This is a genomic window from Arthrobacter sp. Cza30 (assembly GCF_059090765.1).
Genome location: NZ_JBNHGA010000002.1, coordinates 69,140 through 81,385, shown reverse-complemented (window position 1 = coordinate 81,385; position 12,246 = coordinate 69,140). Strand labels below are relative to the sequence as shown.

Below are 12,246 nucleotides of genomic sequence, written 5' to 3'. Positions count from 1 at the left end.
TCGCGTCACGGGGTGCGGATGTGCCGGCGCCGTCGCATCCGCTGCTCCACGGACAGGGACAGGGGTAGTTTGCATGCGTTATGTGGTGGGATACCAGCCGGACGAGCGGGGAGCCGATGCCGTGGCATTGGCCGTGGCGATCGCCCGGACGCAGGGGACGGGGCTGGATATCGTCTATGTGGTGGCAGACAGCGCCCCCTACGTGGCGTTGAACCCCGAAGGCAGCCGCGTCAGCGCCAGCGAGCAGGAAGTCCTCACCGCCCGCCGCGAGGCCATGAAACTGGTTCCGGCAGACGTCAACGCCGAATTCAAGGTACGGTCCGCCGAATCGTTCGCCGAAGGGCTGATCGCGGCGGGCGAGGAAGCCGGCGCCCGGTTGATCGTCATCGGCGCCAGCAGCAACAGCCTGTTCAAACGCTTCACGGTGGGCAGCGTGGCAAATGCCCTCCTGCACGCCTCGCCGATTCCGGTGGCGTTGGCGCCCCGCGGGTATCAGCGGACAGAGCCGCTGACCCGGCTGACCGCGTTCATCGGCGAGCGGCAGGGCGCGCAGGCCGCCCGGGACGTGGCCCTGAACGCTGCCTCCCGCCGCGGCCTGCAGCTGCGCCTGGTGTCCCTGGTCTCCCTGGACACCCGTGAAGAGCCGGACAGCGGCGAGGCTATCCACAGTGCCCACCTGCACGCGAACTCCGTGCTGGCCCAGGCCGCCACCGAACTCCCTCCCGGCAACGCCACGGTGACCGTGGCCCATGGGCGCAACATCGAAGAGGCCATCGATTCCCTGGACTGGGACGACGGCGAACTGGTGGTCATGGGATCCAGCCGGCTCGCCCAGCACAACCGCCTGTTCCTCGGTGCCACGGCGTACAAGGTCCTGCGCTCGCTGCCGGTGCCCATGGTGGTGGTTCCGCAGGAAGTGGACGGGGTGCGGGACTAGCCGGGCAACATCCGGCTGCCGTACAGGTTGGTGCCGGCGCCGAGTCTGGAGCGGCCGTGTCTTGGCCGGTCGCCATCATCCGACACTGGTAACCTGCGTCACAAGCGGGTGTTTGTCTCACGTCCTGTGTCAACCTTCCCGCCGTCGCGCCGTAGGGCGCACGTCGACGAGGGGGATCCTGCATGAGTGCTGTGCGCCGTTATGTTCTGCCGGTGGTTTGGCTGGCGATTTTCGCCGTCATAGCTGCCGCGCTCTTCAAGCTCGCCTTCGTGGATGGCATGCGCGCGGAGGCGGTCGACCAGCAGCCTTCGGCCCGCCTGGTCACGCCCAGCGTCCCCGCGGCCTTGGGCACCGTGACCAACGTGGTGCAGCTCGAGGGATCGGTTGCCGGCGACCCGGCCGTGACCGTGCGCAGCACGGCGGAAGGCACGGTGAACCACCTCTTCGTAGAGGCCGGTGCGAACGTGGCCAGGGGTGACGCGCTGTTCCAGGTGCAGAAGCCGGTGGAACCCGACGCCGTGCAGCAGATTCCGCTCGAACCGGATCCGGAGGACGAACCGGCCCCACCGGCTGCCCCCGTGTACACGTACGTGAACGTGGTGGCCCCCGCCGCGGGCAAGCTGACCGACCTGTCCGTGCTGGTGGACCAGCAGGTCTCGGTCGGCGCCGAAGCAGCCGTCATTTCCCCGGGCACCTTTTCGGTGACCGGGACACTGACCGCCGACCAGCAGTTCCGGCTGCTCGACCGCCCCAGTTCCGCCACCGTGACGGTCATCGGCGGCCCGGCGCCCTTCGAGTGCAAGGCCGTGACGGTCGGGGAGAGCCCGGCAGCCGGCGCCCCGGCACCGGGGCCGGAGCAGCCCGGGGACCCGTTTGGGCCGGCGGCCCCGGCGGCGACGGGCACCGTCAACTGCGCCGTACCGGCCGATGTCAGGGTCTTCCCCGGGCTGGGCGCGACGATCGACATCACGGCCGGAACCGCAGAGAACGTGATCGTGGTACCCACGACGGCGGTCCGCGGATCGGTGGACACCGGCCTGGTGTGGGTCGTGGAGGACGACGGCGGGGCACCGGTTGAGCGCCCGGTCGCCCTGGGACTGACCGACGGGATGCAGGTGGAGATCGTGGAGGGGCTGGACGAGGGCGATCTGGTCTTGCAGTTCATTCCCGGTGCGCCGGGGGACCAGATGATGCCCGGGATGGAAGGCGATTTCGGCATGGTGGGCGGATGAGCGCTGCGGCGGCGGGGGCCCCGCTGCTGGAGCTGCAGGGCGTGACGCGGAGCGTGCACATCCCGGACCGCGGCCCGCTGCACATACTGCAGGGCATCGAGCTGAGCATCGGTACCGGCGAGCACGTGTCGATAGTCGGCCGGTCCGGGTCGGGAAAGTCCACGCTGCTGAACATCCTGGGCCTGCTGGACGTGCCGAGCACGGGCGAGATGTTTTTCGAGGGGCGGGCGGTCTCTTCCCTGGGGGAAAAGCAGCGCGCCATGGCCCGCGGTGCGCGAGTGGGATTCATCTTCCAGCAGTTCAACCTGTTGCCGGGCCGTACCGCACTGGAAAACGTCATGACCCCGCTGCTCTATGCCCGCGGCCGGCAATTCTGGCGGCGCGAGCGGTTGGCCGCGGAAATGCTCGATCGGGTCGGCCTGGGCGACCGGCTGGGGGAGAAACCGCACAAGCTCTCCGGCGGTGAGCAGCAGCGGATCGCCATCGCGCGGGCGCTGGTGCGCTCGCCCAGGCTGATTCTCGCCGATGAGCCTACCGGTGCCCTGGACATCGAAACCGGGCAAAGCGTGATGGCCCTGCTGGGCGACGTGGTTAAGGAGTCGGGTGCGGCCCTGGTGACCATCACGCACGATGCGAACGTGGCGGTCCTGGCCCAGCGGCACTATCGGCTGGGTGACGGGATTCTGCACGCTTCGGAGCTGGCGGCATGACCGGCGCCGTTGCCCTCCTGGTCGAGGCATGGGCCGAGCTGCGCATCCACAAGACCCGGGTCCTGCTGGCCTTGAGCGGCGTGGCGCTGTCCGTCGCGGCCCTGACCACCGTCGTCGGGCTCGGCAACATGGCCAGGGAAGGCATCGTGCAGGGGCAGGAACAATCCGGAGGCCGCGCAGCCACCGTGACCGCTGAGGTCTACACGCCGACAGGAACCGAAGAACCGGCGGTCCTGCACGCCGCCTTCGAGGGGCTCGTGGAACGCTACGGCGTGGAATACGCGAGCCGCCGAACCTTCGCCCAGGTCCCGTTCCAGTTCCCCCGCGGCGTCGTGACGGCCGAGACCACGGTGGTGGACCGCAGCTACGGCGAGATGCGGCGGGTCGATCTGGTCGCCGGCCGCTGGTTCACGGAAGCCGACGCCGCGGCGCTTGCGCCGGCGGTGATTATCAACGAAGCATTCCACCGCCAGCTGGGCGAACCAGACCTGGCGCTGAACCCGGTGGTGCAGATCTTCCAGCAGCGGCCGATCGCGGCCACCGTGGTGGGAGTGATGCCGGACTTCCACCAGGAAGCCATGGCCCAGGCCATAATGCTCGCCAACCAGTACGAGCGGTGGGGCCTCGGCGGGCAGGCAGGTCCTCCTCCCGTCCTGGAAATGTGGCTCCCGGTCGAACTCGAGCCGGGCCTGAGCGCGGCGATCGCCGGTGACCTCCAGGCCCAGTTCCCCGATGCCCAGGCGAATGTGTACCGCAGCGACTATGCCGCTTGGGGCGACCCGTTCGAGGGCATCCAGTGGGCGGTGGGCGGCGTCGCCGGACTGGTGCTGCTGCTGGGCGCCGTGGGACTGCTCAACATCTCGATGGTGACGGTCAGGTACCGGGTGCGGGAAATCGGCATCCGGCGCAGCTTCGGGGCGACCTCCGGCCGGATCTTCTTCGGCGTCATGCTCGAATCGGTGGTCGCGACGTTCGTAGCCGGCGTGGCGGGGGTGATGCTCGCCGTCGCCGTGGTGAAGAGCCCGTGGATCCAGGACCTGATCGCCCAGGGCATCAGCGAACTGCCGCCGTTCCCGGTGGAAGCGGCGCTGCTGGGCATCGGCGCCGCGACGGCCGTCGGCGCGCTGGCCGGCCTGATCCCGGCGGTGGTGGCCGTGCGGGTCAAGGTGATCGACGCGATCCGCTACTAGTGTCGCCTCCGGTTATGCCTCTCATCAGTCGTGCCGTCCACGCGGCGAAGGGACACGTGTCCCACAGGTGGTCCATGGCAGTGCCCGCAGCCCGTCTGTGGTGGGGTCTGACAGACCCGGAGGCGTTGCCTCATTGGCTGGGGAAGTTGACGTCCGGGCGGTTCGTCGGCGGGGATGTGGTGACCATCCAGCACGCGGAAAACTATGTCTGTACCAGCCGGATTCTGGCATGTGACCCGGAAAAACTGCTGCACATGACGTGGGACTTTCCGGACGAGCCGGCTTCCCAAGTACGGATCACCCTCACCCCGGTTGGCAGTAGCACCAACCTGGACTTGGCGCACGACGAGCTGGAGAGCGAAGCCGCCAATTACCTGCCCGGCTGGCACGCGCATCTTCTCTACCTGGAAGACTTGACCATGGGCCGGCCGCGACCCATGTCCGACTTCTGGTCGACGTACGACCGGCTGTCCGGCCTCTAAGCCGCGGCGGGCGGCTAGGGTGCTTGGGCGGCCGCGGGCTCGCCCCCGGCCTTGGGCGCCCGCTTGAGGGCCACGGCCATGTCCGTGCTGAGGATCGCCAGGGAGAACCAGACCAGGCCGAAGCCGATCCAGCGTTCCAAGGGCATGGGCTCGTTCAGGAAGACGAGGGCGATGATGAACTGCAGGAGCGGGGCCAGGTACTGCAGCATTCCGACAGTGCTCAGCGGCAGCCGGCGGGCGGCGGCGCCGAAGAACAGCAGGGGCAGCGCGGTGATCAGGCCGCTTGCGGCCATCAGCCAGAAATGCCCGCTGCCCTCGGAGAGCAGGGTTGCCTGGCCGCCGGCCATCAGGATGAGCATGATGGCCACGGAGACCGGGGTCAGCACCAGCGTTTCTACGCTCAGGCTGGTGACGGCGTCGACGCGGCCGCCGATGTTCTTCTTGACCAGGCCGTAGAATCCGAAGCTGAGCGCCAGGATCAGGGCAATCCACGGAACGTTGCCGTACCCGAAGGCAAGCACCAGCACAGCGGCGAAGGCAACGCCCATGGCGGCCCACTGCGCCGGGCGCAGCCGTTCCTTCAGCAGGATGACCCCCAGCAGCACGGAGACCAGCGGGTTGATGAAGTATCCCAGCGCGGCCTCGATGGCGTGTCCGTTCAGCACCGCGAACACGTAGGTCAACCAGTTGACCGCGATGAGGCCCGCGGCCAGGGACAACGTCCCGAAGGTGCGCCTGTTGCCCAGCGCGGCCCCGAAGGTGCGCCAGCCGCGCAGCGCCGTGATCAGCAGGAAGCAGAACAGCAGCGACCAGACAATCCGGTTGGCGACGATCTCCAGCGGGCCGGCGGGTACCAGGGCGGTGAAGTACAGGGGGAGGATGCCCCAGAGTCCGTAGGCCGAGAGTCCGTAGGCCATGCCGGCCCGGGTCTCGGTGTCCCGCCGCCCGCGGGACGCAGCGCTGGCGTCGCCATCGGGGCTCCCGGCCACGCCGGCGGGGGAAGAGGGCTCCGAGGTGGCACCGCCGTCGTTCTTGGACACGCTGGCGACAACCTCCGGTCGGTGGGTTCTATTCCACCCACCGTACCGCTGTGCAGCCGCGTCCGTCAGAACTTCCCGCCGGCCAGCTTTCCCACCAGGTCGCTGAACTCGTCGAGCGGATGTTGGCGGCCCCCGGAGGGATCGCGGTGGTACGTGACGGCGAGCGACTGCAGCGGCGGGACGCCCACCAGCCGCGCGCGGTCGCCGGCGGCGGCCAGGGCCTGCTGCGGGCCGAACTGCGCCAGCGACTCCGGCCCGAAGAACGAGCACGCGGGGACGCTGACGCCGGTGAAGCGCGCGGGAAAGGCCAGCCGGTCCAGCAGCATGGTGTGCCCTGCCAGCGCGGTGCGGGCGTGGGCGCGGTGCATGGCCGAACCGAAGGAGGCCAGCTCGTCGTCGCTGAGCGGGTCCACCGATTCGCAGAACAGCTCCACCGACTCGTGCACACCCGTCGACGAGCGCGTCACGGTGAGCACGCCGATGGACGGCACCTCCGTGCCGGGGCGGGGACGGCCGACCACGACGATGTTGCCGGTCATCGGCGCGAGGCGGAAGCAGTAGTCGGTGAGTTCGGCAACGTCCCACGGTTCGCTGACCGGTTCGTGGATGCCCCAGCCCACCGGCCCGGCGCCGGTCAACTCGGTGAACAGCGCGGCGGTGAAGTCGCCGATGCGGGTGGATGCGCTGGCCGGATGCAGGATCTCGCCGCGGGCCTGGATCACGCCGTCGGATCCGGCCGGCGCCTGGAGGTAATCCGGTGCCAACTGTTCCTCGGCGGCGAAGACGTCCCCGCCCCAGCGGTACTGCTGGCCGGTGAAGCCGTTGTAGAACGTGCCGTCCGCGGCGCTGGCCATCCAGATGCAGCCCTCGCGCTGCAGCAGTTGGTACAGCGGCAGCGTCAGCTTGCCGGTGCTGGGCGTCATCACCACGAACTGGCGCTCCGATGCGCGGGCGGCCACATAGGCGCGGGTGAGGGCGGGGGAGAGGAACGCCAGCGGCTTGTCCTGGAAGACGACGGCGGTTCGTTCGGTGTGGAAATCGAAGGCGGACGCGTGCATGCCCATCCCTATTCTCCGGATCCGGGCAGTTGGTGGGCGACGACGGCGCCGCGGCACCGCACGGCGATATTCTGCGCCACCCGGTAGCCGAGCGAGTCGCCGTCGGGGATGCCGTTGCGGACGGTGATTTCCTGCCACCACAGGTCCTGGTGCTCCGGCTCGGCGAAGTCCGGGTCGTCGGAGAAGATCGACGGGATCGGGGTGCCCTCGATGGCGTTCACGGTGGCGCCGGCGAGCAGCCGGGACACCTCGCCGGGAACCCGGACCAGGCGCGGCAGTTCGACGGCCAGCAGGGTGGTGCCGTTGCCGTCCTCGACTTCCAGCAGGGCGTTGCCGGCGGCCTCGCGGACGTACTCCTGCGGCACCACGGCCAGCAGCGAAACCATGACCACGTCCTGGTCCGGCTCATCGAGCGCGACGACGGTGACGGTGTTAGACATTGGCGGTCGCCTCCAGCGGGGTCCACAGGGTCTGCACGGTCTGCACGGGGCCGCCGGAGCGGACCAGCAGGCCGCGGCCGGGCGGCAGACGGCGGGCGCGCACGTTGTTGAGCAGCCCGCCTTCGGAGCGGTCGCCGGAGAGGATCAGGCCGGTGCTGCCGGAGTCCCGCAGCGCGGCGAAGAACTGTTCGTACATGCCGCGGCCGGCCCCGCGCACCCGGCGGGTGAGGATCACGTTCAGCTGCAGTTCCGGGCCCATCGGCAGGTACTCGATCAGCGAGCGAAGCGGGCCGGCGCCGCCGGCCGTGAGGATGTCGTAGTCATCGGCGAGCAGGACGATCCGGGGGATGCTGTCCGCCTCGCCGATGCTGTCCTGCATCGCGTCGCCGCCGGCGGTCCGTTTGGACAGTTCCGAGGCGATCGCGTTGGCCAGTGGCTCGGCCTGGGCGGCGCTGGGCGCGTAGCCGCCCAGGTAGGCGTCCGGGACCACGTCGGCCAGCGCCCTGCGGGGGTCGAAGACGGCGAAGACCAGGTCCCGGGACGGGTACTGCGCCACCAGCGAGGCAACCAGGGAACGGACCAGGTTGGTCTTGCCGGACTGTTCGTCGCCCATCACGATGAGGTGGTGCTCGCCGCGGACGAGGTCCAGCATTTCGGGGCCCAGGTCGGTCTCGCGCAGGCCGAGCGGCAGCAGGCCCGGGAGCGCCGGGACTTCGAGCTGGGCGGCTTCGACCACCTGCGGCAGGATGCGCACCTGCATGGCGCGGGCATCGGTGGAGGCGGCGACGGCGGCCACCATGTCACGGGTGCCCTGCGTGGCCGTGTCCGCGTCGGCCACGCCGTCGATGCGCGGGAGCGCGAAGTGGCCGAAAAGCTTGGCCTCGGTCAGCGCGCGGCCCGGCCGGTCGGCGGGCATGGTCTCGGCCAGTTTGCGGCCGTAGGAGGAATCTGCCGGATCGGCCAGGCGCAACTCGATCTTGGTGCCGAAGAAGGACTGTTGGGCCAGCCGGATCTCGTTCTGCCGGTTGGCGGTGGTGATCACGTGGATGCCGTAGCCGCCGCCGCGGGCGATCAGCGCGTGCACGGCCGGTTCGATGTCCTCGAACTCGTCGGTCAGCAAGCCGTAGCCGTCCAGGACCAGCACGACGTCGGCGCTGGGCAGCTCGGGAATCTTGCCCTGGGCGCACAGCCTGCGCAGGGTGGCCAGCGAATCCACCTGGTACTTCTCGAAGACGATCTCACGCTCGCCGAGCATGGCCAGCACTTCTTCCACCGTGCGACGGACTACCTCGCGGTTGGTCCGCACGGCCACGACGCCCACGTGCGGCAGGCCCTCCAGCGGGATCAGCGAGTTCCCCAGCAGGTCCACGCAGTAGATGCCCACCTCCTGCGGGCTGTGGGTCAGGGCCAGCGAGGCCGCAATGGTGCGCAGCGCGGTGCTCTTGCCCGACTGCGGCCCGCCGATGATGGCCACGTTGCCGCCCGCCGACTTCAGGTCCAGTTCCCAGACGCCCTGCCACTGTTTGGCCGGGTCATCGAGCAGGCCGATCGGGACCTTCAGCGCGCCGCCGGAGGCGAGCCGGATGCCCTGGCTGGTGGTGGTCACCGAACCGGCGGCGGTGTCCAGTGCCAGTGCCGCCGGCAGCGGCGGCAGCCAGATGGGATCCACGGCGCGCGGGAACCCGGCCAGGGTGGCCATCAGGGTGGACAGGACGGTCGGGCCGGTGGTGCGCTTGGACGCCCCGGTACGGGCCGGCCTGGCGGCAGCGGCGCCGGCGTCGTCCGCCCGCTCCAGGCTGGCCGCATAGGTGGGCATCGGCAGCACCCGGGGGCCGTCGTCGCCGGCGGTTTCCTCCGCCTCCAGGGCCTGGACATCCTCCAGCGGGCCCGACACGTAGCCCGCCTTGAACCGGGTGTAGACGGTGGTATCCACCTTCAGGTAGCCGTAGCCGGGGACCGGCGGCAGGTGGAAGGCGTCCGGCGTGTCCAGCACGGTGCGGGATTCCGATTCGGAGAGCGTGCGCAGCCCGATCCGGTAGGACAGGTAGGTCTCCAGCCCGCGCAGCTTGCCGGACTCGATCCGCTGGCTGCTCAACAGCAGGTGCACGCCGATGGACCGGCCGATCCGGCCGATGGAGAGGAACAGATCGATGAAGTCCGGCCGGGCGGTGAGCAGTTCGCCGAATTCGTCGATGATCACCACCAGGTGCGGCAGCGGCTCCATGGCCTTGCCGCGGGCGAGCCGTTCCTGCCGGTGCAGCTGGTAGTCGGTGATGTTGGCGATGTTGCCGGCGGCCTTGAGCACTTCCTGCCGCCGGACCACCTCGCCGTTGAGGCTGGAGTAGATGCGTTCGATCAGGCTCGCGTCATCGGCGAGGTTGGTGATCACGCCGGAGACCTGCGGCGCGTCGGCGAAGGGAGCGAACGTGGCGCCGCCCTTGAAGTCCACCAGCACCATGGACAGCAGTTCCGGCGGATGGGTGGCCAGCAGTCCCAGCACCAGCGACCGCAGCATCTCCGACTTGCCGGAGCCGGTGGCGCCAACGCAGAGCCCGTGCGGGCCCATGCCGAACTGCGCCGATTCCTTCAGGTCCAGCAGGGCGGGCCGGCCGCGGTCGTCGGGGCCCAGCGGGATCCGCAGGAAGTCCACTTCGCTGCGGGGCTTCCAGAGCCGCCTGATGTCCGCCTCGTCCAGCGCCGGGCTCAGGCCGAGCATGTCAAGGAAGCTGTCCGAGCTGGCGGCGGTGTTGTGTTCCAGCGAGTCCGCCGAGAGCCGCATCGGCGCCAGTTCCCGGGCCAGCGCCTCGGCGGTGGGCACGGCCAAGGGGTCCAGGGTTCCCTGTTCCACCACCGGTTCGACCGGATCCTCGCGGTAGTTCTGGATCGTGAACCCCGAGTCCGACGGCGGGGCGCCGGAGGCCGCGGAATTCGCGGCAGCACCGGCCTGGGTCACGCGCACGCCGACCTCGCCGGGCTCCTGCCCGCGGTCGGCCACCAGGTACACCACCGTGATGCCCAGGTGGGCCAGCCCGGCGTGCCGGTCCGGCAGCACGAGTTCTTCGGGGAGCCCGCCGTAGCAGTCGGCGAGCACCAGCAGCCGCGGCAGGTGCTGGCTGGCCCCCCGGGCGTTCTTGGAGGATTCGGCAGCCACCACCGCGCGGCGGTTCAGTTCGTCGGCCAGCACGGCACCGAGTTCGTCCAGGGACCGGGCCACCCGGCGGACCGGGCCGGTGGCGTGGGCCTGCTTCTGGTCCGCCAGATGCGGCAGCCACAGGGCCCAGTCCCAGTCGCCCAGCCGGTCTTCGCCGGCCGCGATCCCCACGTGCAGGTCCTCGGGCGAGTGGAAGGCACAGGCCTCGGCGAGCAGGTTCCGGGCGGCGTTGAGCACGAACCCGCGGGAGCCGATGATGCTGACGTTGCCGGCCGAGTCCAGCGGCAGGGTCAGCGGCAAATCCGGCGACGTCTCATACCGCCGCTGCAGGATCCGGACCTCGTTGTCCATGAAGGTGTCGCGCTGGGCCGTGGCCGGGCCCTGCTCGTTGATGGTGATCTGCCGGCTGATCCGTTCGCCGGAGCCGATCCGCACGTGCAGGAAGTCCTCGTTGCCGCGCCGCCGCTCCCAGAGCCGTTGGGTGTTGCGGATGATGTCGAAGAGGGCGGTGGGCTCCGGGTTACTGGTGCGCGCGGTGGTGATGGTGCGATGCTCGTCCGCGCGGAGCGTGGCCCGGGACTCCTCCAGGTATTCCAGGTAGCGGTCGCGTTCTTCCGCCCGGGCGCGGGCCGCCCGGCCGCGCTGCCCCAGCATCATGACGATGGACGCGACAACGGTCACGATCATCGCGATGGCGCCGACGGCGGCCAGGCTGTTGCCGCGGAAGAGCATCATCACGGTCATGGACAATCCGGCGCCCAGCAGCGGGATCAGCGCCATGGCGTTCATCCTGCCGGCCTTCTCGCCCATGGGCGGCGGAGCCTCCAGGCTGAAGGGGGCGGCCTCGCGCGCCGGGGCGGTGGTCCGGGCCGGCCGGTGGAAGATCTTCACGCTCATCGGCCGGTGTGCTCCATCGCCAGGGCCAGCGCGGTGGAGGCCAGCTCGGCCGCCTGCAGCCGGACGGCGCGGGACATCAGGCCCGGGTCAAGTTCCACTCCGCCGGCCAGATGCCGGTCGTATCCCAGGGGCAGCACGGAGATTCCGTCCCGCGCGAGCAGCTTGGCTTCGGCCATCGGGTCCAGCGGGGCATCGGCATCCGTGCGGGTCAGTACGGCCAGCAGGCCGGTCCCGGCCAGCTCAGGGGTGGCCGCCCACGCGGCCGCCGTGCGCCGCACGTCCTGGACCCCGGCCACCGAGGCGGGGGCCACCAGCACGGCCAGCTGCGCGACGCCGATGGCCCAGTTGGTGTCCGGGTTCTCACCCGGGCCGGTGGCGCAGTCGTAAACCGCCACCGGGCAGTACCGGGAGATGTTCTGGCCGGCCGCGGAGAGCGCGGCATGGCCGGCGTGCCCGCCGAGCGCACGTTCCCCGGCCACCCAGAGGTTGGGCCCGGCGGCGGCCAGCTGCCGGCGCAGGTCCTCGGCGCCCGCGGCGGGGGAGTAGTGCAGGACGGCCGCGGCGTCGTCGATCGCCGGCGCCTCCGGCACCCCGAGCCGCAGCGCCAGGGTCCCGCCGGCGGGCGCCAGGTCGACGGCCGCGATGGTGTCCTGCCGGGCCGCCGCGTACAGCGATGCGAGCAGCGCCGCCGTCGTGGTCTTCCCGGCCCCGCCCCGGCTGCCGATCACCGCGATCCGGCGCCCCGTGCTGACGGCGGCCTGCGCGCCGGCCGTGGCGGCGACCAGCCGCCGCGGGTACTCGTCGGAGGAGAGCAGGCCCCTCGCCGCCAGAACGGTGCGGACCAGCCAGGGCTCGCCGCGCCGGCCGCGCAGGCGGCGGCGGCGCTGTTCGGCATCGGACTCGAACGGGCCGGGCCCGGCGGGTCCGGCGGCCGGAGCCGGCGTGCTCCACGGGTCGGCCACCTGTGTCCGGCCGGGGCGGCCCGCACCGGACGGGGCGGCCGGGGACACGGGAGCGTGCGGGGGCGGGCCCGCCGGGACGTGCCCGGTGGCGGTATTCTCCCGGGCGATCAGGTCCCTGCGCGACATCGGTTCCATGGAATCGGTTCC

Annotated in this window: 10 protein-coding genes; 5 read left to right on the top strand and 5 right to left on the bottom strand. The window is 70.6% G+C overall.

Annotated elements, in window-relative coordinates; genetic code table 11:
- The first annotated feature begins 73 nt into the window (after positions 1–73).
- From AC5RVZ_RS05625 to AC5RVZ_RS05605, 5 genes are all read left to right on the top strand, one after another.
- Positions 74–937, top strand: a complete 864-nt coding sequence (locus AC5RVZ_RS05625) for a universal stress protein (RefSeq protein WP_494064817.1) — start codon at positions 74–76, stop codon at positions 935–937.
- 182 nt (positions 938–1,119) lie between these two features.
- Positions 1,120–2,169: an efflux RND transporter periplasmic adaptor subunit gene (locus tag AC5RVZ_RS05620; protein WP_494064816.1), complete on the top strand. Its 1,050-nt coding sequence runs from the start codon at positions 1,120–1,122 to the stop codon at positions 2,167–2,169.
- Complete coding sequence (locus AC5RVZ_RS05615; RefSeq protein ID WP_494064815.1) at positions 2,166–2,879, top strand: ABC transporter ATP-binding protein; 714 nt, start codon at positions 2,166–2,168, stop codon at positions 2,877–2,879. The genes AC5RVZ_RS05620 and AC5RVZ_RS05615 overlap by 4 nt, the downstream gene beginning before the upstream one ends.
- Entirely contained in the window at positions 2,876–4,069 is a 1,194-nt protein-coding gene (locus AC5RVZ_RS05610; protein ID WP_494064814.1) for an ABC transporter permease, read from the top strand. Before AC5RVZ_RS05615 ends, AC5RVZ_RS05610 begins: the two co-directional genes overlap by 4 nt.
- Positions 4,070–4,143: 74 nt before the next feature.
- Complete coding sequence (locus AC5RVZ_RS05605) at positions 4,144–4,551, top strand: SRPBCC domain-containing protein (RefSeq protein WP_494064813.1); 408 nt, start codon at positions 4,144–4,146, stop codon at positions 4,549–4,551.
- Positions 4,552–4,565: 14 nt separating this feature from the next.
- Here AC5RVZ_RS05605 and rarD read toward each other — a convergent pair whose 3' ends face one another.
- The 5 genes from rarD to AC5RVZ_RS05580 all read right to left on the bottom strand — a co-directional run bounded on the left by rarD (position 4,566) and on the right by AC5RVZ_RS05580 (position 12,234).
- Positions 4,566–5,591 carry an EamA family transporter RarD gene (rarD, locus tag AC5RVZ_RS05600; protein WP_494064812.1) on the bottom strand — a complete coding sequence of 342 codons (1,026 nt, stop codon included), beginning with the start codon at positions 5,589–5,591 and terminating at the stop codon, positions 4,566–4,568.
- 65 nt (positions 5,592–5,656) lie between these two features.
- Positions 5,657–6,649: a DUF6177 family protein gene (locus AC5RVZ_RS05595; RefSeq protein WP_494064811.1), complete on the bottom strand. Its 993-nt coding sequence runs from the start codon at positions 6,647–6,649 to the stop codon at positions 5,657–5,659.
- 8 nt (positions 6,650–6,657) lie between these two features.
- Positions 6,658–7,089 carry a hypothetical protein gene (locus AC5RVZ_RS05590; RefSeq protein WP_494064810.1) on the bottom strand — a complete coding sequence of 144 codons (432 nt, stop codon included), beginning with the start codon at positions 7,087–7,089 and terminating at the stop codon, positions 6,658–6,660.
- Positions 7,082–11,137 (bottom strand): type VII secretion protein EccCa, encoded by a 4,056-nt coding sequence (gene eccCa / locus AC5RVZ_RS05585; protein WP_494064809.1) that lies wholly within the window; start codon positions 11,135–11,137, stop codon positions 7,082–7,084. Before eccCa ends, AC5RVZ_RS05590 begins: the two co-directional genes overlap by 8 nt.
- Positions 11,134–12,234: a nucleotide-binding protein gene (locus AC5RVZ_RS05580; RefSeq protein ID WP_494064808.1), complete on the bottom strand. Its 1,101-nt coding sequence runs from the start codon at positions 12,232–12,234 to the stop codon at positions 11,134–11,136. Before AC5RVZ_RS05580 ends, eccCa begins: the two co-directional genes overlap by 4 nt.
- Positions 12,235–12,246: the final 12 nt, after the last annotated feature.

Bases quoted from the DNA above. Each gene is read 5' to 3' on its own strand.
- AC5RVZ_RS05625 (WP_494064817.1), top strand. From the start codon at position 74: ATGCGTTATGTGGTGGGATACCAGCCGGACGAGCGGGGAGCCGATGCC.
- AC5RVZ_RS05620 (WP_494064816.1), top strand. From the start codon at position 1,120: ATGAGTGCTGTGCGCCGTTATGTTCTGCCGGTGGTTTGGCTGGCGATT.
- AC5RVZ_RS05615 (WP_494064815.1), top strand. From the start codon at position 2,166: ATGAGCGCTGCGGCGGCGGGGGCCCCGCTGCTGGAGCTGCAGGGCGTG.
- AC5RVZ_RS05610 (WP_494064814.1), top strand. From the start codon at position 2,876: ATGACCGGCGCCGTTGCCCTCCTGGTCGAGGCATGGGCCGAGCTGCGC.
- AC5RVZ_RS05605 (WP_494064813.1), top strand. From the start codon at position 4,144: ATGGCAGTGCCCGCAGCCCGTCTGTGGTGGGGTCTGACAGACCCGGAG.
- AC5RVZ_RS05595 (WP_494064811.1), bottom strand. From the start codon at position 6,649: ATGCACGCGTCCGCCTTCGATTTCCACACCGAACGAACCGCCGTCGTC.
- AC5RVZ_RS05590 (WP_494064810.1), bottom strand. From the start codon at position 7,089: ATGTCTAACACCGTCACCGTCGTCGCGCTCGATGAGCCGGACCAGGAC.
- eccCa (WP_494064809.1), bottom strand. From the start codon at position 11,137: ATGAGCGTGAAGATCTTCCACCGGCCGGCCCGGACCACCGCCCCGGCG.
- AC5RVZ_RS05580 (WP_494064808.1), bottom strand. From the start codon at position 12,234: ATGGAACCGATGTCGCGCAGGGACCTGATCGCCCGGGAGAATACCGCC.